Genomic DNA, 18,742 nt, shown 5'->3' on the forward strand with positions numbered 1-18,742 from the left:
TAGATAGTGCCACTTCCGATAGTGGGACTATCTATCATGGGGGTGCGAAAGTGCAAGGAGAGTCCACAAGCCGGAGGGTCATCGATGCGCGTCGGGGAGCTCAGCAGCCTCAGCGGCGTACCCACGCCAACGATCAAGTACTACCTGCGGGAAGGGCTGCTGCCGCCCGGCGAGCGCACCAGCCGCAACCAGGCCCACTACGACGACCGGCACCTGCGGAGACTGCGCCTGATCCGCGCGCTCCTCGACGTCGGCGGCCTGTCCGTCGCCGTGGCGCGCGATGTCATCGCCGCCCTCGACAGCCCCGACACCGGCACCCACAAAGTCCTCGGCGCGGCTCAGCAGACCGTCATCCGCACCGCCGCCTACTGCGACGACGACGCCCGCGAGGACGCGACGGCCGAAGTCCTCGACCTCGTCCAGCGCCAGAGCTGGAAGGTCACCGCGGACAGCCCCTCGGTCGCCGCGACCGCCGAAGTCCTCGGCGCCCTGCGCCAACTGGGCCTGCACGAATTCGTCGACCGGCTCGACGACTACGCCCGCGCCGCCGACGTCATCGCCTCGACCGACCTGGACCTCGTCCGCCGCCGCCCCGACACCGACGGCATGGCCGAGGCCGTGATCCTCGGCAACATCCTCGGCGACGCACTCCTCGCCGCGCTCCGCCGTCTGGCCCAGGTCCACCACTCCGCCGAACTCTTCACCGACGTCCAAGCACCACAAGACGACCGGGCACCACAAGCAGACCCACACGGCTGATCCTCACCCGCCCGGACCACCCGCCCGCCGGACCCGAGGTGCGGGCGGCGCCGGTCATGGCGACGCTGGACCTATGGAGGACAAGACCAGGGACCGGCCTCGCGTGGTGGTGGACGAGCCGCTCGACGGGCGCCGCCGTGTCATGATCGACGGCGCTGACGTCGGGGTCGTCGTCAGCGCCGATGAACTGCGGGGCGTACTGCGCCGCGCGGGCCTGATCACGGAGGACGCCCCCATCGACGACCCGCGGCTCATCGAGTGGCACGGCGGCGGCCCCGACGACTGGCCTGCGGCGTAGCACTGAGCCGCGTGCCGAGGGCAGGGCGTCGCTCTCATGCTCCGGCTGGACCGCGCCGCCGCACCGCGCCGCCGAGCCGGGTGAGCGCGGCGCGGACCTGCCAGGCGCTGGTGACCGTGACGCCACCCAGCCGGTCGGCCAGCGACCTCCGGGAGCCCACGAGCGCCAGCGCCGCGTTGAGCGCGAAGAAGGCCACGGCGACGACCCAGCACAGCACCGAGAGCGCGACCTTGCCGTCGGCCAGCAGGCAGCAGGCCAGCGCGTACCAGCCGACATCGACCAGCGCGGTCACGGCGGCGCGCACCCCGGCCTGGCCCCGCCCGGGCCGCCCGCCGCCACGGCGCCGGACGACACACAGGGCCGTCAGCGCCTGGCCCGGGGTGCGGCCCAGCACGGCCAGCGAGAGGAAGTGGTAGGCGAAGGTGAACACGACCAGCGCGGCGAAGCCCTGTTGGACGGCCGTCACCGCATGCCGCCACAGCGACTCCCCGACTTTCTGACCCACCCCCGTCAGGTCGCCGTTCGAGGTGATGACCTGCCAGGCGCTGGTTTCGGCAAGGCTCGTCACGTCGCTCACTTCGGCGCTGATCCGGTGGAAGGTGAACCAGCCGAGCAGCACGGCCACTGCCACGACCAGGGCGAAATCCAACGCCCAGGCGAACAGTCGGCGCGTCCGTGGGGGGCGGGCAGGCGCCGTCCCCTCTTCAGTGATCCCAGGTGCCGGTACCGCTCGTCGGAGCATCAGTTCCCCCAGAGGCGTGATGTGGCGGTGGCCACAGCGTAGGAGGGGACATCCCGTCGCGGCCGGAGGACGGCTCGCAGGGCCCGGACTGGGACGGTAATGGGACGGTTCTGGGACGGAAAACGAGACGGAGCACGACAAGGGACCCGACCTGATCTGATGATCAGGTCGGGTCCCTTGTCTTTGTACTTCAGAGCGGTAGCGGTGGGATTTGAACCCACGGAGGAGTTGCCCCCTCACACGCTTTCGAGGCGTGCTCCTTAGGCCGCTCGGACACGCTACCGAGAGAGAGCTTAGCGGACGGCCCGCCGTACTCCGAAATCGGTTAGGGGCGGGGGGCGCGGAAGAAGGCGGTGAGGAGGGCGGCGCACTGGTCTGCGAGGACGCCGGGGACGACCTCGGGGCGGTGGTTGAGGCGGCGGTCGCGGACGACGTCCCAGAGGGAGCCGACGGCGCCGGCCTTGTCGTCGGTGGCGCCGTAGACCACGCGGTCGACGCGGGACAGGACGATCGCGCCCGCGCACATGGTGCAGGGCTCGAGGGTGACCACGAGGGTGCAGCCGGTCAGGCGCCAGCCGCCGAGGCGGCCGGCGGCGTCGCGGAGCGCGAGGACCTCGGCGTGAGCTGTGGGGTCGCCGTGGGCCTCGCGCTCGTTGCGGCCGTGACCGAGGGGGGAGCCGTCCGGGCCCAGCACGACGGCGCCGACCGGCACGTCGCCCGTCTCCGGCGCCCGCGCCGCCTCCTCCAGCGCGAGGCGCATCGGTGCGCGCCAGGGGTCGCGGAGGGGGTCGGGGGCGGGACCGGAGAGGAGGCCGGACAGCGGATCGGTCATGGCACCAGTGTGGGCGACGGAGCGATCAGCGCACCGCCTCCAGCCCCTCCATGCTGCAGCCCAGCATGTCGGCGATGGATTCGAGCGCGTCCCCGTCCAGGGCCTTCAGCTCCTTCTCGCTCATGCCGAGGTCGGCGAGGATGTCGGCGTCGCCGAGCGGGCCCGCCGGGACCGGCGCGTCCGGGTCGGCGTCCTCGTCGTCGTTCGCGTCGGGCTCACCGTCCTCGGTGCCGTCCAGGTCGACGAGGCTGTCCAGGTCCTCGTCGGCGCCCCGGCCGAGCAGCTCGTCGGTGAGCATCTGGCCGTACGAGCTGCGGGCGGCCGCGGCGGCGTCCGATACATAGATGTGCGGGTCCTCCTCGCCGTCCACACGGACGACGCCGAACCACGCGTCTTCGTGCTCGATGAAGGCCAGCACCGTGTCGTCGTCTGAGGCCTCACGGGCCAGTTCGATCAGATCTGTCAGGGTCTCCACGTCATCGAGCTCTGTGTCGCTCGCTTCCCACCCTTCTGCGGTGCGCGCGAGCAATGCGGCGAAGTACACCGTGACTCTCCCACTGGTCATAGGCGTGCTGGGGCGGGCGGGACGGTGCCCCACCCCAATCGGCATCGTGACAGAAACCTTCGCTTCGCGAGAGGTCTTCCGCGCTGCGTCGTGCACCAGTCCAAAGAGATGTAACTCACGCGGACCGAAACGGACCGGTAGGGCGACTGTTACGGGCCTCACCAGCGGAACGTCCGACGGCGTGGCACCTGGCGCATCCGGGTTGTCCGACATGCCGCCGGGAGGAGCAGGGCGGAGCAGGGAGGGGACGGAAGCGCGGCCGGGCGGCGTGGGTGTCGGGGCGCTCGGTTACTGTCGATGCCATGCGGATCCATGTCGTCGACCACCCGCTGGTGGCTCACAAACTCACCACGCTGCGCGAGAAGCGCACTGATTCCCCCACCTTCCGGCGGCTCGCCGACGAACTGGTCACCCTGCTCGCCTACGAGGCGACCCGGGACGTGCGCACCGACCAGGTCGACATCGAGACCCCGGTGACGGCGACGACCGGGGTGCGGCTGTCCTATCCGCGCCCCATGGTGGTGCCGATCCTGCGGGCGGGCCTGGGGATGCTGGACGGCATGGTGCGGCTGCTGCCGACCGCCGAGGTCGGCTTCCTGGGCATGATCCGCGACGAGGAGACGCTGCAGGCGTCGACGTATGCGACGCGGATGCCCGAGGACCTCTCCGGCCGTCAGGTGTACGTGCTGGACCCGATGCTGGCGACCGGCGGGACGCTCGTCGCGGCGATCCGGGAGCTGATAGCCCGTGGCGCCGACGATGTCACCGCCCTGTGTCTGCTGGCCGCGCCCGAGGGCGTGGAGACCATGGAGCGCGAGCTGGCGGGCGCGCCCGTCACGGTGGTCACCGCGTCGGTCGACGAGCGGCTGAACGAGAGCGGGTACATCGTCCCCGGGCTCGGTGACGCCGGGGACCGGATGTACGGGACGGCCGGCTGAGCGGTCGCAGTGGCCTCAGCGGCCTCAGCGGTCTGAGCGGCACGGCCCGCCGATGAGCCTTTTGAACGGCGGGCCGGGAGGCGTCAGCAGGTCGGGGCGGAGGACGACGGCTTGGGCGTGGCCAGGGCGGCCATCGCCTTGACGGCGTCCTTCTCCTTGACCAGGTCCTTGAACGCGGTCCCGATGACCAGGTCGACGTCCTTGCCCGAGCGCGCGTCGTTCTTGGTCTGGGCGCCGGTGAGCTGTGTGGCGAGTACGTCGAAGGGCCCGTCGGTGGCCGCCGGAGCGCCGAGCAGCAGGCCGGGGGCCTTGACCTTCTTGTCGTACGCGGCGGGCGCGTTGCCCACCTTGCCGATTTTGAAGCCGCGTTTCCGCAGCTCGTCGGCGGTGTCCTTGGCCAGCCCGGTGCGCGGGGTGGCGTTGTAGACGTTGACGGTGATCTCGGCGGGCTTGGGCAGCGACTTCGGCGCCTGCTGGGCCGTACGCGCGGCCTTGCCGGCCTTACCGGTCTTGTCGGCCTTGTCGGCCTTGTGCTGGTCCTGGCCCTTGGCGGGCTCGCGTTTGCAGTCCGCCGTGCCCCGCGCCGCGCGCACCGTCTTGTCGTCGTCGCCGCCCGAGAAAACGTCGATGAGCTGAAGCGTTCCCCAGCCGACCAGGCCGAGGGCGACGACCGTACCCATCGCGGCGAATACGAGCCGACGGCGGCCTCGGGGTCGGCGCATACGCGGGTAGCGGTTGCCCGTGATGCGGTACTTTCCGCCCATGCCGGGAGGGGTGAGCATGCTCATAGCGGCAGCGTAGTGCGGCTTGGTGACGATGCCTACTAAATGATCAATGGTTGCCACACAGCCCAACCCGAAAGGGCCAACGGACCCGTCGGACAGGTGTGCGGCGAGCGGGCGGCGTTCGTGTGGGCGTCGTGTGGGCGCCGACCGATCAGCCGAGCTCCAGGACGCGCGCGTGCAGCACCTGGCGCTGCTGGAGCGCGGCGCGCACGGCGCGGTGCAGCCCGTCCTCGAGATACAGATCGCCCTGCCATTTCACGACATGGGCGAAGAGGTCCCCGTAGAACGTCGAGTCCTCCGCGAGCAGCGTCTCGAGGTCGAGCTGCTGCTTCGTGGTGACCAGTTGGTCAAGACGTACCGGGCGTGGGGCGACATCCGCCCACTGGCGGGTGCTTTCCCGGCCGTGGTCGGGGTACGGCCGACCGTTTCCGATGCGCTTGAAGATCACACGGAAAGCCTACCGGGCAAGCGGCACCCGGCGCAGCCAAGGCGCGGGAGTGCCAGGTGGCTGTCGCCCGCTCCGCGCCCGCGCCGGGCCCGTTCCTGGAGCCGCCCCGAGGGGGCAAGAAGCGAAAAAGTCGGCAAATCGGGTAAAAATGTTTGACCGGGACTAGTCGCGCAGAAGGTGCGGGAGTAACGTAAATAACAGCCTGCGGGGCGAGCGAGGGAGCTCGACCGGAGACACGTTCGGGAAAGAGAACGTCTGTACTCCAGGAAGAAGAACTTCGGTTCTTCGGAACGGAGAGGTTCTCCGGAGAGGGCGCGTCCTAGATGGTCGGGCTGAGAGGCCGGAAGGTCGGGGAGACCGGAAGGCGACCTCCAACAACCTGATCCGGACAATGCCGGCGAAGGGAGCCCACCTCGCAGGTTTTGTGCTGCCCGGGGTCAGCTCAGTGAGACCAGTGGGAAGCGTCAGCGGACCGGGCGCCTGCCGCTGTGCCGCAGTTGCGTGCCGAGGAAGACCATGTCGGCGAGGAAGACGACCACGCCGATGATCAGCAGGTAGAGCAGCCCGCTGACGACCGCCCCGGTGATCCCGAGCGCGACGGCCACCAGGAGCAGCAGCAGGAACAGCGCCATCTCACCCTCTCCTGCTCAAAGTGCGCAGCGTGGTCAGGGGCGGGCCAGCCGCCGCTCGCCGCCGGCGCCCGGCTGATAGCTCAGCTCGTAGTGCTTGAAGACCGCCTCTTCCTCGGTGGCGGGCAGCACGTCATCGGTTCCGATCGACGGGGCGTCCCGCACCAGGTTCTTGGGGTACGTGACCTTGAGATAGTCCGGGCCCACCTTCGCGCCGTCGAGCGGTACGAACACCAGCCGCCGTCGGGTCGGCATGCCGACCGTGATCGTCGCGAAAGCGGGTTCATCGGTGGCGGTGTCCACGTAAATCGACTCCAACGTGCCGATCTTGCGGCTGGAGCTGTCCACCACGTCATGGTCGCGCCATTTTCGGATGTCGTCGGCCTCGAACACCGTGCCCTCCAAACATCGCTTGCTCTCATCCTCCGACGCCCTTCGGCGGGCGGCCACTCCACGCGCCCGGCGGTTGCGCCGCCCGGCGGAGGCCCGGAGCATGGCTTGGGGGAGGCCACCGGTCACGGAGTCTTTGTAGTCACGGAGTCCGGCATGGCAGATCACCGCAACCTCGACCCGTCGTCCGCGTCGTCCGCGTTGTCCCCGCCGCCGCGCTGCCTGGTCACCGGGGCGACCGGCTACATCGGCAGCAGACTGGTGCCCGAACTGCTGGCGGCCGGGCATCCGGTGCGCTGTCTGGTCCGCTCGCCCGACAAGCTGCGCCGGCAGCCCTGGGCGGAGCGGGTGGGGCAGGCGCGCGGGGACGTCCTGGACGCGCGGTCCGTACGGGCGGCGATGGAGGGCGTGGACGTCGCGTACTACCTGGTGCACTCGCTCGGAACCGGCCCCGGCTTCGAGGAGACCGACCGCCGGGCGGCCCGGAACTTCGGGGAACAGGCGCGCGCCGCCGGGGTCCGGCGGATCGTCTACCTCGGCGGACTGACCCCGTCCGGGGTGCCCGAGCGCGAGCTGTCCCCCCATCTGCGCTCGCGGGCCGAGGTGGGCCGGGTGCTGCTGGCGTCAGGCGTGCCCACGGCCGTACTGCGGGCCGGTGTGATCATCGGCTCGGGTTCGGCTTCGTTCGAGATGCTGCGCCATCTGACCGAACGGCTCCCGGTGATGGTCACCCCGCGCTGGGTGCGCACCCGGACCCAGCCGATCGCCGTCCGCGATGTGCTCCGGCTGCTGGTGGGCTGCGCCCGGCTGCCGTATGAGGTGAACCGCGCCTTCGACATCGGCGGGCCGGACGTGGTCACCTACCGCGACATGATGCGGCGGTACGCGGCCGTCGCCGGGCTGCCGCGGCGGCTGGTGATCCCCGTGCCGGTGCTCACCCCACGCCTCTCCAGCCTGTGGGTCGGCCTGGTCACGCCCGTACCGGGCGCCCTCGCCCGCCCGCTGGTGGAGTCGCTGCGGCATGAAGTGGTCTGCGGGGAGGGGGACATCGCTCGCTATGTGCCGATGCCTTCGGCCGGTCCTTCGGCCGAGCTGCTGGACTGTCCTTCGGACGGCCCACTCCCCCTGGACCAGGCGCTACGGCTGGCACTGCGGTCGCATGCGGCACCGCCCGAGCCGAGCGATCCGCTGCCGACGGACCCGCCCTGGGCGGGCGGCAGCCGCCGCGTCGACCACCGCGAGCGGGTGGTGGACGCGGCGCCGGAGGAACTTTGGCAGGCGGTGGAGGGAATCGCGCGCGGGGAACGCTGGCAGTCCCTGCCGCCCGCCTGGGCGCTGCGCGGCTGGCTGGACACGGTGGTCGGCCGGGTGGGTCTGCACCTGGGCCGCCGGGAGGCCGCCCCGCTGCGGGCCGGGGACCGGCTGCGTTTCTGGCGGGTCGAGGAGGTGGAGCCGCGGCGGCGGCTGCGCCTGCGGTCCGAACTGCCGCTGCCCGGACCGGCCTGGCTGGAGATCTCGGTGGGCGAGGACGGGGCGGGCGGCGCGGTGTACCGGCAGCACGCCGTCTTCGAGCCGCACGGGCTGACCGGCCGACTCTGCGGCTGGGGCGGCGCGGCCTGCGGCGGTCTGGTCTTCGACGGCATGGCCCGGAACGTCGCCGCCCGCGCCGAGGCGCACGCGGCCGTGCCCGGCTGAGCGGCCGGTTGAGCGGGGTGGTGAGTGCCGGTGCGCGTGAGCGTCGCCCTGTTCACCGCGGATCTGCGGGTGCACGACAACCCTGTGCTGAACGGCGCGCTGCGGGAGGCGGAGAGCGTGGTGCCGCTGTTCGTCATCGATTCCGGGATACGGGACGCGGATTTCGTCGTGCCCAATAGGGCCGCTTTTCTCGCTGACTGCCTCGCCGACCTCGACGCGGCGCTGCGGGCGCGCGGCGGACGGCTGGTGGTCCGGCGGGGCGAGGTGGTCCAGGAGACCTGCCGGGTCGCGGCGCGCGTCGGGGCCGGGGCGGTGCACGTTGCGGGCGGCGCGAGCGCTTACGCGGCGCGGCGCGAGGCGCGGCTGCGCGCGGCGCTGGCGCGCGGGCGGCGCGAGCTACGGGTGCACGAGGGCGCGGTGACGGTGGTCGCGCCCGGTGTGCTCGTGCCTTCGGGCAGCGGCCGGCCGGGCCAGGACCACAGCACCTCGGGCGGAGCCCCGCGCGAGGACCACGCTGAGGACCACAGCACCTCCGGCGGAGCCCCGCGCAAGGACCACTTCGCGGTCTTCACCCCGTACTACCGCCGCTGGCGCAGCGAGCCCTGGCGCGCTCCGCTCCGCGCGCCGCGTGTGGTTCGCGTGCCCTCGGTCCGGTCCGTCGCCCTGCCCACCGCGGCGTCGCTGGCCCCGGGCGCGGCCTCCCCCGGTCTGCCCGCCGGGGGTGAGACGGCGGCCCGTCGCAGGTTGCGGCTGTGGGTGGCGGGGCCGCTGGCGGACTATGCCGGGCGGCAGGACGACCTGGCCGGGGACGCCACGTCCCGGCTCTCCCCCTATCTGCACTTCGGCTGTCTGTCGCCGGTGGAGGTGGCGCGCCGGGCGCTGGACGCGGGCGGTCCGGGGGCCGAGGCGTTCGTACGGCAGCTGGCCTGGCGGGACTTCCACCACCAGGTGCTGGCCGCGCGCCCGGATGCCGCCCACCGCGACTACCGCCCGCGGCACGACCGCTGGCGCCATGACGCGGACGAGATCGCGGCCTGGTGCGCGGGGCTGACCGGCTATCCGGTTGTGGACGCGGCGATGCGCCAGCTCATGCGGGAAGGCTGGATGCCGGGCCGGGCGCGGCTGGTGGCGGCGAGCTTTCTGGCGAAGACCCTGTACGTCGACTGGCGCACCGGTGCCCGGCACTTCCTCGCGCTGCTGGTGGACGGCGATATCGCGAACAACCAGCTCAACTGGCAGTGGGTGGCCGGTACCGGCACCGACACCCGCCCGGGCAGGATCCTCAACCCGCTGACCCAGGCGCTGCGCCACGACCCCGAAGGGGAGTACGTACGCCGCTGGGTGCCCGAACTCGCCGCCGTCCAGGGCCCGGCCGTGCACCGCCCCTGGCGGCTGCCCGGCCCGGACCGCGCCGCCCTCGCCTACCCCGACCCGATCGTGGACCTCGCCGAGGCGGCGGACCGCTTCAGACGCGGCCGTGGCTGAACCGCATCCGCGTCCGCATCCGCGTGTGCCAGCGGCGCCTTCAGGGCTCCCGGGCCGGGCGTACGCCGTCGAAACCGACGGGCAGGTGGCGCGGACCGCGCAGCACCGCGTTGTGGCGGTACGGGGGCGGGTCCTCCAGCAGCCGGGGGTTCTCCAGCCGGCGGGCGAGTTCGGCGAGCGCGATCTGGCCTTCCAGCCGGGCCAGCGGCGCGCCGTAGCAGATGTGGATGCCGCTGCCGAAGCCCAGGTGCTGGTTGTCCTTGCGGTCCGGGTCGAACCGGTCGGGGTCGGGGAAGCGCTTCGGGTCGCGGTTGCCGGAGGCCAGGACCAGCCAGACGGCCGCGCCCTTGGGGATGGTGACGCCCGCGATGTCGATATCGGTGAGCGGGGTGCGCTGCGGCAGCAGTTGGACCGGGGGCTCGTAGCGCAGCACCTCCTCCACCAGCGGGACGGCGAGGCGTGAGTCGTCGTGCAGCCGCTTGAGGACGTCCTGGTGGCGCAGCAGGGTCAGCATTCCGTTGGCGATCAGGTTGACGGTCGTCTCGTGCCCGGCGATCAGCAGCAGTACGGCGGTGCTGACCAGTTCGGCGTGGCTCATCCGGCCGTCCGGGCCGTCCCCGTGGATGAGGGAGGAGAGCATGTCCTCGCCCGGTGCGCGGCGGCGGTCCTCGATCAACTCGGACAGGTACATGCCCAGTTCGACACGGGCCTGCCGGACGGCCCGGCGCCGGTCGGCGTTGTTCGCGTCCGAGGCGGCGGCGGGGTCGAGGCTGGTGAGCATGGTGTCGGCCCAGGCGTGGAAGAGGGGTTCGTCGGCGCGGGGCACCCCCAGCAGCCGGCAGATCACGGTCACCGGGAAGGGGTAAGCGAAGTCGTCGACCAGGTCGACCCGGTCCCGGCCCTCGAAGTCGTCGATGAGGTCGGTGACGATCCGGGCGAGCTCGCCGCGCATGTCGTGGATCCGCCGCGGGGTGTGCGGGGGCCCGAAGGGGTACGTCGCGATGCGGCGCAGCCGGTCGTGCTCGGGCGGGTCGAGCCGCAGAAAGCTCGGCGGCAGGGTCGGGTCGTCCGCCTCCTCGGCCACGGCGAGCGCGGCGGCGGCGTCCGGGTCGAGGTTACGGGGGTCGGAGCTGAGCCGCGGGTCGTGCAGCAGGCCGTGGATCTCCCAGTAGGTGCTGACGAGGTACGGGCCGCCCTCGTCCCGCAGCACGGGCGTCTTCCGCAGCTCGGCGTAGAGGGGGTAGGGGTCGGCGCGGTTGGCGGGGTCGGTGATCTTCCGCAGATATGTGCCGTACGTCATGACGGAGAGTCCTTCCGGGTGGCGGGCCCGTCAGGCCCGGGCTGGGGCCCGTCAGGCCCGGGCGGGGGTGAAGAAGATCCGCCGTTCGGTCGGCGAGTAGCCGCTGAGGGTCACGGTCGGCCCGTGGGACGGCAGGGAGGGGTCGGGGAATTCGGCGGGGACCGGGTGCAGTCCGTCGGGCCGGCGGTCCACGGAGCGGAAGGGCGGCGGGAAGGGCGCGGCCGTCTCGATCTGCTGCCGGTAGAAGTCCAGCCACTTGGTCTGGTCGAAGGTGACGGCGGCGACGACGCGGCCCTGGCAGCCGTAGACGCCGGCGAAGCTGCGCTCGGCCAGGGACCCCTGGGCGATGAGGATTTCCTCGCCCATCGAGGGCACCCCGATCGACTTGATGTTCACCCCGAACTGCGAGGACCAGAAGGCGGGGACCCACAGGTGGGGGCGGCGGTCCGGGCCGGGGCTGATCATGTTGTGCGCCGCGACCTCGGCCTGCGCGACGGCGTTGCCCCAGTGGTCGAGGGACAGGAACTGATAGCCGAAGAGCGGATGCGGGGACCGGGCGACGTCCCCGGCCACGAACACGTCGTCGGTGACCAGGCCCCGGACGTCGAACGCCCGGCACCCGGCGTCGCATGCGACGCCCCGGGGCCCGGCGCCGAGCCCCGACCCGTCAAGCCATTCGGTGTTGCGGACGGCGCCGAGCGCGACCACGGCCAGGTCCACGTCGAGGGCGGTGCCGTCGGACAGATGGGCGCGCCGCAGCCGCCCCGCCGCGTCGCCCTCCAGCGCGGTGACCATGACCGAGCAGCGCAGATCGACGCCGTGCTCCCGCTGCAGCTCCGCCGCGACCTGGCCGATCACCCCGCCCAGGGCGCCCACCAGCGGTGCCGGGCCGCGTTCGGCGACGGTGACGGGCAGCCCCAGCTCCCGGCAGGCGGACGCGATCTCCGAACCGGTGAAGCCCGCGCCGATGACCAGCACCCGCCGGGGCCCGGCCATCAGCCGCCGCCCCAGCCGTTCCGCGTCCCGGCGGGTACGCAGTACGAAGACGCCGTCGAGCTCGGCTTCGGCGGGGTGCGGCCAGGGGCGGGAGCGGGCGCCGGTGGTGATCAGCAGCCGGTCGTACGGCACCTCGTCGCCGTCGGCCAGGCGCACCCGACGGGCCGTCAGGTCAAGACCGGTGGCGGCGGTCCGCAGCCGCCAGTGGGCCCGGATCGCCCGGCGTCGGGGCAGCGTGGTGCGGTCCGCGGCCGCGCCGCCCACCAGCACCTGCTTGGACAGCGGCGGCCGGTCGTACGGCCGGTCGGGCTCGTCGCCGATGATCGTGAGCGAACCGGCGAAGCCCTCCTCGCGCAGGGTCTCAGCGGCCCGCAGCCCGGCCAGGGAGGCGCCGACGATCACGATCCGCCCCTCGCGCCGCAGCCGCGCCAGGCTGTCGTCGGGGCGGTGGGCGGGGCTCGCGCCGCGTTCGTCAGTGGTGGACATCGAAGGCCGCCGGGAGCGGGTCGCACGCCATGTCGTCGTCCATGTCGTCCACGTCGTCCACGTCATCCGTCGTGTCGTCGATCACGTCGTCCATCAGGATCGCCTGGACCGGGCAGGCGGCCACCGCGGCGGCCACCTGCTCACGGCGCGAGTCGTCGACGTAAGGGGTGTACCGCAGGGCCTCCTCCCCTTTCAGGGAGAACACGTCCGGCGCCAGAAAGACGCACTGGGCGTACCCCTGGCATCGGTTGAGATCGACGACAAGCCTCATCGGGCCCCGTCCTTCCACACCAGTCCTTCCACACCAGCTCAGCGGCCTTCTCCCTGGCCAGCATGGGTGAGGCGGCCCGGCGCCGCGCGCACAGCGGGCCAAAGGGGTGGCGGTCCGTCACACCGGACCGTTACAGCGCGCGGTCGACGAGGAACGGCAGCAGGGCCAGGAGTTCGGCGGCCGCGGTCGGGGCCAGCGGGACGGAGGCCAGCTGGGCGCGGGCGGCGTCCAGATGGTGATGGGCCTCGGCGAGGGTGGCTGCGCGGCCGCCCGCCTCCTCGACGAGTTCGGCGGCGCGGTGGACGGCCGCGTCGTCCGGGGTGTCGGAGTCCAGGGCAGCGCTGAGAAGGGCGGCGAGTTCGCGGGCGGCCGGGCCGTCGGCGGCCAGGGCCGCCAGTACGGGCAGCGTCTTCTTCCTCCGGCGCAGATCGCCGTGCACGGGCTTGCCCGTGACCCGCGGATCGCCCCATATGCCGAGCAGATCGTCCACAGCCTGGAAGGCTACCCCGACGTGGCGCCCGGCCCGGTCCAGCGCGGTGACGACCGGCTCCGGAGCGCCCGCGAGCTGGGCGCCGAGGGCCGCGGCGCAGCCCAGCAGCGCCCCGGTCTTGCCCTCGGCCATCGCGCGGTATTCGGCGGTACGGACCGCGTCGGGACCGGTCCAGGGGCGGGACTCGAACAGCAGGTCCTCCGCCTGGCCGTGCAGCAGGTCGCCCAGCGCCCGCGAAAGCTGACGGAGCGTCGCGCCGCCGTGCGGGCCGGACGACTCGGCGAGCGTCTGCACCGCGAGGGCGAACAGCGCGTCCCCCGCCAGAACGGCGGGGCCGGTGCCGTACGCCTTCCATACGGAAGCGCGCCGGCGCCGGGTCTCGTCGCCGTCCATGATGTCGTCGTGCAGAAGTGAGAAGGCGTGGATCAGCTCGACGGCGACCGCCCCGGCCACCGCGGTCGCCCCGGGCGCGCCCGCCGCCTCCGCGCCGAGCACGGCCAGGGCCTGGCGTACGCCCTTGCCGCCGCTCTTGCCGCCACCGGGCCGTCCGGCGGCCGGGGTGCCGCCCACTTCGCACCAGCCGAAGGAGAAGGCAGCCATCTCGCCCGGATACGGATGGAGCCGTTCCACGGCCGCGGTCAGCGCGGGGAGTACGAGGCTCCGGCAGCGGGCGAGGGTCTGCGCCGCGGAAGCGGGGACGGGTGGGGTGGTGGTGGTCGGGCGCGGGAGCAGTGGCGCGGGCGCGGTCATCGGGCGGCCACCGCCTCTCGGGCCTTACGCGCGCCGGGTACGGCTGCGGCGGATGCACGGTGCGCACCGGTCCGGGATATGCCCAGCTCCTCGTACGCCGCGTCGACCATCTCGCGGGCGTGCCGCAGCCCGATGCGGTCCAGCTCCCCCTGTAGGTCGTCCAGTTCCACGGCGGTGCGCGCCGGGTCCTGCCCCAGCCGGGCGAGCGTCTTGGCCAGCCCCAGGCGGGACAGCGCCGTGCCGCGCGGTTCGCTCATGGCGCGGAATTCGGCCAGCGCCGTCTCGTAGCACTCCCGGGCGGGCGCGTAACGTCCGGCGCGGAAGAGGACGTTGCCGCGCATCTTGAGGTTGTAGGCCAGCGCGCTGGTCAGCTTCATCCTGCGGCAGACGACCTCCGCCTCGGACAGCAGCACCAGGGCCCGGTCCACATTCTTGTCCCGCAGGGACACGATGTCGGCCATGCCGCGCAGCGCCCACGCCCGGCCGCGCTGGTCGTCGGCCTGCGCGGCGATGGCGGCGGCCTCCTCGAACATCGCGAAGGCGGTGTCGTACGAGCCGGTGTTCCGGTGGATCTGGGCGATGCCCTCCAGCGCCCAGACGGTGTGCCGAGCCTCGCCGCGCTTGCGGGCCTCGGCGAGCAGCTGCTCGTGGAGGGCGTGTACGGCCTCGTAGTCGCCCTGGATACGGCCGGTCTCCGCGAGCCCGGCCAGCGAGTAGCCCCGGGCCACCACGTCGTCGCCGCGCTTGCCCAGCTCGGCGGCGAGGGCGAGCAGCCGGCGGGCCAGGGCGAGCGAGCCCCGCTGCCGGGCGAGGGTGCCGCCGCTCCACACCGCCCACGCCATCGCACCGACGTCACCGGCCGCACGGGCGGCGCGGTAACTCGCCTTCCAGGCGCGGTCGGCCTCCTCGACATGGCCCAACCGGCGGTGCGCCTCCGCCACGGCGAGCCCCGAACGCGCGGCCTCCCGCTGGGAGCCCACCTGTTCGGCGGCACGCAGCCGGTCGGTCCCCTCGGCGAGGACGTCGGTCAGGGAGGAGTTCACCGAGAGGGAGCTGAGGGCGCCTTGGTACTCGGGCGCCAATGCCTTGGCGTACATGGACGAGCCTTTCTGACGTGCCGACAGTGCCGGATGGTCTTGAACGGCTCGGACTATACACGGCGTGTATAAACATGATGTATAGATGGCTGCGGAGGGCTCGGTAAGCATCTTCAGGGCGAGGTCATGAGTGGTGAAGGCGATGTCCCGGCAGTGCTGCGTTCTCGCCGAAGCTGAAGTAGTCCGGCCGACGGCCGGGTCAGCGCGCGTCGTAGTGGTGGCGCGCGGTTTCGATCTCGTCGTTGTGGTCAGTGACCCACCGGGCGAGGGCGTAGACCGTTCCGCGCAAGCTCTCCCCGAGCGCGGTCAGTTCGTATTCGACGCGCGGCGGGACCTCGGCGTAGGCGGTGCGGGTGACGATGCCGTCGCGTTCCAGGTGGCGCAGGGTGAGGGTGAGCATGCGCTGGGAGACCCCCGGGACCCGCTGGTGCAGAGTGCCGAAGCGCAGGGGGCCCTGGCTGAGGATCCCGATGACCAGGACCGACCACTTGTCGCCGATCCGGTCGAGGGTCTCCCGGAATCCGCGCCCGTTGTCCGGCCAGGACTCGCACGGATGCGGGGCGGGGAAGGCGGCGTGCTCAGGATCAGTGGTGTGCTCTGCGAACATCAATGTGCCTTTTGTGAGGTCCTCGATACATACCTACCGTGGGGCTACGCACTCATCGTAAGCAATCGAGGTAGCAGCATGTCCTCCACTCCTTCCACGCCCCCCACGGTCGCGGTCATCGGCGCCGGCCCGGGCCTGGGACGCGCGATCGCCCGCCGCTTCGGCATCGCCGGGCACCCCGTCGCCCTGATCGCCCGCAACGCGGGCAAGCTGCAGGGCATCGCCGACGCTCTGACCGCCGAGGGAATCACTGTCCGTGCCTACCCGGCCGACGTCACCGACGCCGCGGGCCTGACCGGCGCGCTGAACACGGCCGCCGACGAACTCGGGCGGATCGGCGTGCTCTCCTACAGCCCGGCCCCCACCTTCCCCAATGTGGCCGGGCAGGTGCCCGACCTGAAGGCGATGGGGTTCACCTCCGCAGCGGAGACCACCCCGGAATCGGTGCGCCCCATGTTCGACATGCTCGTCGGCGGCGCTCTCACCGCGGCCGCGACGGTCCTGCCGGCCATGCGCGAGGCCCGCGACGGCGCCCTGCTGTTCACCACCGGCACGACCGCCGTCGCCCCCATCCCGGGAATGAGCAACTCGGGCATCGCCCTGGCCGGCCTGCGCTCCTGGGCCCGCGGCCTGCACGACGACCTCGCCGGCGAAGGCGTCTGGGTCGGCCACCTGTCCATCGGCGTGCCGATCGTGCCCGGCTCGGGCGAGGGCGACCCGGACGCCCTCGCCGACCGCTGGTACCAGCTCACGCAGGCACGCGGCCCTTTCGAGACCACGGTGGGCTTCTGAACGGTCGGCTTCCGAACCGGTGCTCGGTCTCGCGGTCCGGCCGTACGCGGCGAGCGCTCGCCGACCAACTCGTTGATGTTCATGGGGTCCTGCCCCTCGCCTTGGCCTCGGTCTGGCCGGCTTCGATCTCTCAGTGAGTCAGGATGTCCAGCATCTGCGTCGTGTCGGAGAGGTCATCAACCACGGTCGCGGCTCCTGCGGTCCGGAGCTCATCCGCGCTGGCGCGCCCAGTGGCCACACCGATCACGCGGACGCCCGCGTCCAGCGCGCCCTGCACATCGGCAGGGGTGTCGCCGAGCAGCACAGCCTGCGTCGGGAGCGCCTGAGCACGCTTGAAGGCCATACGCACCAGCTCCGGGCGTCCGTCGGCGTCCTCGCCGAAGGCACCGATCGTGAGGTCCAGGTGGCGGTCGAGGCCGAAGGCGGCCAGCTTGACCTCGGCGGCGGCGCGGATGTTGCCGGTCACCACCGTCTGCGCGATGCCGTCACGCGCCGTCAGGGCGGCGAGCAACGACGTCGCGCCGGGGAGGGCGTGCCCACGCTCGCGAAGCTCGGCAGCGCGCCGCATGTGTGCGGTGCCGAGCGCCTGGGCGAAGCGCTCGAATTGCCTGCGGTCGTCCTGCAGTCCGTGCAGTTGAAGCGTCTCGCGGAGAATGACCGGCTCGGTCGACCCGTCGATCTTCGCCTGCTCCCGCATGGGCCGGCCGGTGATCTCTTCGAACGCCTGGGCCCACAACTCGCGGCCGACACCCCGGGTGTCAACGAGAGTGTGGTCGATGTCCCACAGCACGAGCCGCTTTGCCGACACTGCCCACCCCTTCGATCGTTGGATACCGACTCCACATGGTGACCTGCGCCATACGCTGAGTAGGGACACGCGTGGAGGTTTGCATGGTCGCACCCGATCTGCCCATCGGCGACAGAATCAGGCACTACCGCGGCGCACGGCGGCAAGACGTCGTCGCCGGTCTTGTCGGGATCTCGCCCGACTACCTCTCGCAGATCGAGCGAGGTCTGAAGATCCCGTCGTTACCCATCCTGTACTCCATCGCTCAGGAGCTCGGAGTGCCCACCGCCGCACTGATCGCTGAGACGGTCGTGCCCAACAGCACATCCCCCGACACCACCGAGCCCGCGATCGTGCGGGCCCTGATGGGCTTCGGGCCGCCACGGAGCACCCTCGCTGCGGATCCGGTCTTGTTGCGTGAGCGGGTGGATGGCGCGTGGCAGAAGTGGCAGAGCAGCAAGACCCGGTTCACGGATGTGGGGCAGGTCCTGGCCGATCTGATCGCGGACGTTGGGCACGCCGCCAGGGCTCACCGTGGAGCCGGAGACGCCGACGCACGTCGCGACGTCATGCGCGTGATGGCCGACCTGTACTTTCTGCTGCGATCGTACTTACGTCGTACGGGCCGGGTAGACCTGTCGATGATGGCCGCGGACCGCGCTGTGCGGGCCGCCGAAGAGGCAGATGATCCGCTGCGCATGGCGGCCGCGCAGTGGAACCTTGGCCATACCCTCCTCGCTGCTCAAGACCCCGACGGCGCGGAGCAGGTCGCGCTGCGCGCGGTTGAACAACTGCGGGCGGTACCCATGGCCGAGCCGGACCGCGTCGCCATGTCAGGTGCGCTGCACTTGGTGGCGGTGGTCGCAGAAGCGCGAGGACGGAACTGGTCGGCAGCGCGCGAGCGGTTGACGGAACGGGCGGCCCCGGCGGCTGAACTGGCAGGTGAGGGCAACATCATGTGGACCGTCTTCGGCCCCACCAATGTGGTTCTCCACTGCGTCAGCATCGAGATGGAGGCCGGTGACGCGAGCGAGGCCCTGCACGTCGCTGACGATGTGGACACCAGCCGACTTCCGTCGATGGAGCGGTTGTTCACCTTCAATCTGGAAGTGGCACGCTGCCACAGTCTGCGCCGCGAGGACGCTGCAGTACTTCTGAGTCTGAGGGAGCTTGAGGAGTTCGCGCCGGAGGATCTGGCGCGAACTCCTCTGGCACGCGAGCTGATTCTCATGGTGGTCCGACGCGGCCGGACGATGCACGCCAGGCAGGCAGAGAAGCTTGCTGAGCGGATCGGCGTCCTCTGACCGACGAGCCTGTGGTGCACCCGAACTGACAGCTCGGGTCATCAGCCCCCGGTGTCTTTACGGTCGGTCATCACCTGATCACCGATGACGTCGGGGGCTCCTGTGGAGACGACGAACAACCACCCCATCCTGCTGTGGACGCCGCCCAGCGGGCACAGCGCGCAGCTGCAACCCGTCGGCACGTCATGGGACGTCGTGCGGGAGCGCCGTGAGGCGCTGATTATCCGAGTGGAGGTGGGAGACCTTCGCCGCTGCGCTGTCGCAGCAGCGTGGTGAAGCTGAGGGCAGCCTGATCC

General features: G+C 71.8%; 21 protein-coding genes and 1 tRNA gene. 7 read left to right on the top strand and 15 right to left on the bottom strand.

Going from position 1 to position 18,742, the window contains the following annotated elements; all coding sequences use genetic code 11:
* The first annotated feature begins 84 nt into the window (after window positions 1–84).
* Window positions 85–759, top strand: coding sequence for a MerR family transcriptional regulator (locus ACWDSL_RS15655; protein ID WP_450485581.1), 675 nt, complete (start codon window positions 85–87; stop codon window positions 757–759).
* 73 nt (window positions 760–832) lie between these two features.
* The gene (locus tag ACWDSL_RS15660) at window positions 833–1,057 is read left to right on the top strand and encodes a hypothetical protein (RefSeq protein ID WP_385626464.1); all 225 of its coding nucleotides are present in this window, start codon (window positions 833–835) and stop codon (window positions 1,055–1,057) included.
* Between the two features lie 34 nt (window positions 1,058–1,091).
* Here the strand turns inward: ACWDSL_RS15660 and ACWDSL_RS15665 are convergent, their stop codons facing one another.
* The 4 genes from ACWDSL_RS15665 to ACWDSL_RS15680 all read right to left on the bottom strand — a co-directional run bounded on the left by ACWDSL_RS15665 (window position 1,092) and on the right by ACWDSL_RS15680 (window position 3,196).
* Window positions 1,092–1,706, bottom strand: coding sequence for an RDD family protein (locus ACWDSL_RS15665; protein ID WP_450485583.1), 615 nt, complete (start codon window positions 1,704–1,706; stop codon window positions 1,092–1,094).
* A gap of 289 nt (window positions 1,707–1,995) precedes the next feature.
* Window positions 1,996–2,082 (bottom strand) — tRNA-Ser (locus ACWDSL_RS15670).
* A gap of 42 nt (window positions 2,083–2,124) precedes the next feature.
* Window positions 2,125–2,631, bottom strand: a complete 507-nt coding sequence (gene tadA, locus ACWDSL_RS15675) for a tRNA adenosine(34) deaminase TadA (RefSeq protein WP_450485585.1) — start codon at window positions 2,629–2,631, stop codon at window positions 2,125–2,127.
* 25 nt (window positions 2,632–2,656) lie between these two features.
* On the bottom strand, window positions 2,657–3,196 hold the full coding sequence (locus ACWDSL_RS15680; RefSeq protein ID WP_450485587.1) for a tRNA adenosine deaminase-associated protein: 540 nt from the start codon (window positions 3,194–3,196) through the stop codon (window positions 2,657–2,659).
* A gap of 302 nt (window positions 3,197–3,498) precedes the next feature.
* On the opposite strand from ACWDSL_RS15680, the gene upp reads away from it, so the two are divergent.
* Complete coding sequence (gene upp, locus ACWDSL_RS15685) at window positions 3,499–4,134, top strand: uracil phosphoribosyltransferase (protein WP_450485589.1); 636 nt, start codon at window positions 3,499–3,501, stop codon at window positions 4,132–4,134.
* A gap of 83 nt (window positions 4,135–4,217) precedes the next feature.
* On the opposite strand, the gene ACWDSL_RS15690 is transcribed toward upp, so the two are convergent.
* The 4 genes from ACWDSL_RS15690 to ACWDSL_RS15705 all read right to left on the bottom strand — a co-directional run bounded on the left by ACWDSL_RS15690 (window position 4,218) and on the right by ACWDSL_RS15705 (window position 6,389).
* A complete protein-coding gene (locus ACWDSL_RS15690) occupies window positions 4,218–4,922 on the bottom strand; it encodes a LytR C-terminal domain-containing protein (RefSeq protein WP_450485591.1) in 705 nt (234 codons plus the stop codon).
* A 148-nt stretch (window positions 4,923–5,070) separates the two neighbouring features.
* Window positions 5,071–5,367, bottom strand: coding sequence for a type II toxin-antitoxin system VapB family antitoxin (locus ACWDSL_RS15695; RefSeq protein WP_003986294.1), 297 nt, complete (start codon window positions 5,365–5,367; stop codon window positions 5,071–5,073).
* Window positions 5,368–5,831: 464 nt separating this feature from the next.
* The gene (locus tag ACWDSL_RS15700) at window positions 5,832–5,999 is read right to left on the bottom strand and encodes a hypothetical protein (RefSeq protein WP_450485593.1); all 168 of its coding nucleotides are present in this window, start codon (window positions 5,997–5,999) and stop codon (window positions 5,832–5,834) included.
* Window positions 6,000–6,032: 33 nt separating this feature from the next.
* Window positions 6,033–6,389, bottom strand: a complete 357-nt coding sequence (locus tag ACWDSL_RS15705) for a PRC-barrel domain-containing protein (RefSeq protein ID WP_043490772.1) — start codon at window positions 6,387–6,389, stop codon at window positions 6,033–6,035.
* A 153-nt stretch (window positions 6,390–6,542) separates the two neighbouring features.
* Between ACWDSL_RS15705 and ACWDSL_RS15710 the strand changes: the two genes are divergently transcribed.
* Both ACWDSL_RS15710 and ACWDSL_RS15715 read left to right on the top strand, forming a co-directional pair.
* Window positions 6,543–8,081: a DUF2867 domain-containing protein gene (locus tag ACWDSL_RS15710; protein ID WP_450485595.1), complete on the top strand. Its 1,539-nt coding sequence runs from the start codon at window positions 6,543–6,545 to the stop codon at window positions 8,079–8,081.
* 30 nt (window positions 8,082–8,111) lie between these two features.
* The gene (locus ACWDSL_RS15715) at window positions 8,112–9,566 is read left to right on the top strand and encodes a cryptochrome/photolyase family protein (RefSeq protein WP_450485597.1); all 1,455 of its coding nucleotides are present in this window, start codon (window positions 8,112–8,114) and stop codon (window positions 9,564–9,566) included.
* A 40-nt stretch (window positions 9,567–9,606) separates the two neighbouring features.
* Here ACWDSL_RS15715 and ACWDSL_RS15720 read toward each other — a convergent pair whose 3' ends face one another.
* The 6 genes from ACWDSL_RS15720 to ACWDSL_RS15745 all read right to left on the bottom strand — a co-directional run bounded on the left by ACWDSL_RS15720 (window position 9,607) and on the right by ACWDSL_RS15745 (window position 15,563).
* Complete coding sequence (locus tag ACWDSL_RS15720) at window positions 9,607–10,866, bottom strand: cytochrome P450 (protein ID WP_450485599.1); 1,260 nt, start codon at window positions 10,864–10,866, stop codon at window positions 9,607–9,609.
* 51 nt (window positions 10,867–10,917) lie between these two features.
* Window positions 10,918–12,348: an NAD(P)/FAD-dependent oxidoreductase gene (locus ACWDSL_RS15725; protein WP_450485601.1), complete on the bottom strand. Its 1,431-nt coding sequence runs from the start codon at window positions 12,346–12,348 to the stop codon at window positions 10,918–10,920.
* On the bottom strand, window positions 12,335–12,619 hold the full coding sequence (locus tag ACWDSL_RS15730; RefSeq protein ID WP_450485603.1) for a ferredoxin: 285 nt from the start codon (window positions 12,617–12,619) through the stop codon (window positions 12,335–12,337). Before ACWDSL_RS15730 ends, ACWDSL_RS15725 begins: the two co-directional genes overlap by 14 nt.
* Before the next feature lie 130 nt (window positions 12,620–12,749).
* Window positions 12,750–13,859 carry a polyprenyl synthetase family protein gene (locus tag ACWDSL_RS15735; protein WP_450485605.1) on the bottom strand — a complete coding sequence of 370 codons (1,110 nt, stop codon included), beginning with the start codon at window positions 13,857–13,859 and terminating at the stop codon, window positions 12,750–12,752.
* On the bottom strand, window positions 13,856–14,956 hold the full coding sequence (locus ACWDSL_RS15740) for a tetratricopeptide repeat protein (RefSeq protein ID WP_450485607.1): 1,101 nt from the start codon (window positions 14,954–14,956) through the stop codon (window positions 13,856–13,858). The genes ACWDSL_RS15735 and ACWDSL_RS15740 overlap by 4 nt, the downstream gene beginning before the upstream one ends.
* A gap of 199 nt (window positions 14,957–15,155) precedes the next feature.
* Window positions 15,156–15,563: a winged helix-turn-helix transcriptional regulator gene (locus ACWDSL_RS15745; RefSeq protein WP_450485609.1), complete on the bottom strand. Its 408-nt coding sequence runs from the start codon at window positions 15,561–15,563 to the stop codon at window positions 15,156–15,158.
* A gap of 78 nt (window positions 15,564–15,641) precedes the next feature.
* Between ACWDSL_RS15745 and ACWDSL_RS15750 the strand changes: the two genes are divergently transcribed.
* A complete protein-coding gene (locus tag ACWDSL_RS15750) occupies window positions 15,642–16,355 on the top strand; it encodes an SDR family NAD(P)-dependent oxidoreductase (protein ID WP_450485611.1) in 714 nt (237 codons plus the stop codon).
* A gap of 130 nt (window positions 16,356–16,485) precedes the next feature.
* On the opposite strand, the gene ACWDSL_RS15755 is transcribed toward ACWDSL_RS15750, so the two are convergent.
* The gene (locus ACWDSL_RS15755) at window positions 16,486–17,145 is read right to left on the bottom strand and encodes an HAD family hydrolase (protein WP_450485613.1); all 660 of its coding nucleotides are present in this window, start codon (window positions 17,143–17,145) and stop codon (window positions 16,486–16,488) included.
* 101 nt (window positions 17,146–17,246) lie between these two features.
* On the opposite strand from ACWDSL_RS15755, the gene ACWDSL_RS15760 reads away from it, so the two are divergent.
* Complete coding sequence (locus tag ACWDSL_RS15760; protein WP_450485615.1) at window positions 17,247–18,446, top strand: helix-turn-helix domain-containing protein; 1,200 nt, start codon at window positions 17,247–17,249, stop codon at window positions 18,444–18,446.
* The last annotated feature ends 296 nt before the right edge of the window (window positions 18,447–18,742 follow it).

This window comes from Streptomyces sp. NPDC000941 (genome assembly GCF_053599555.1).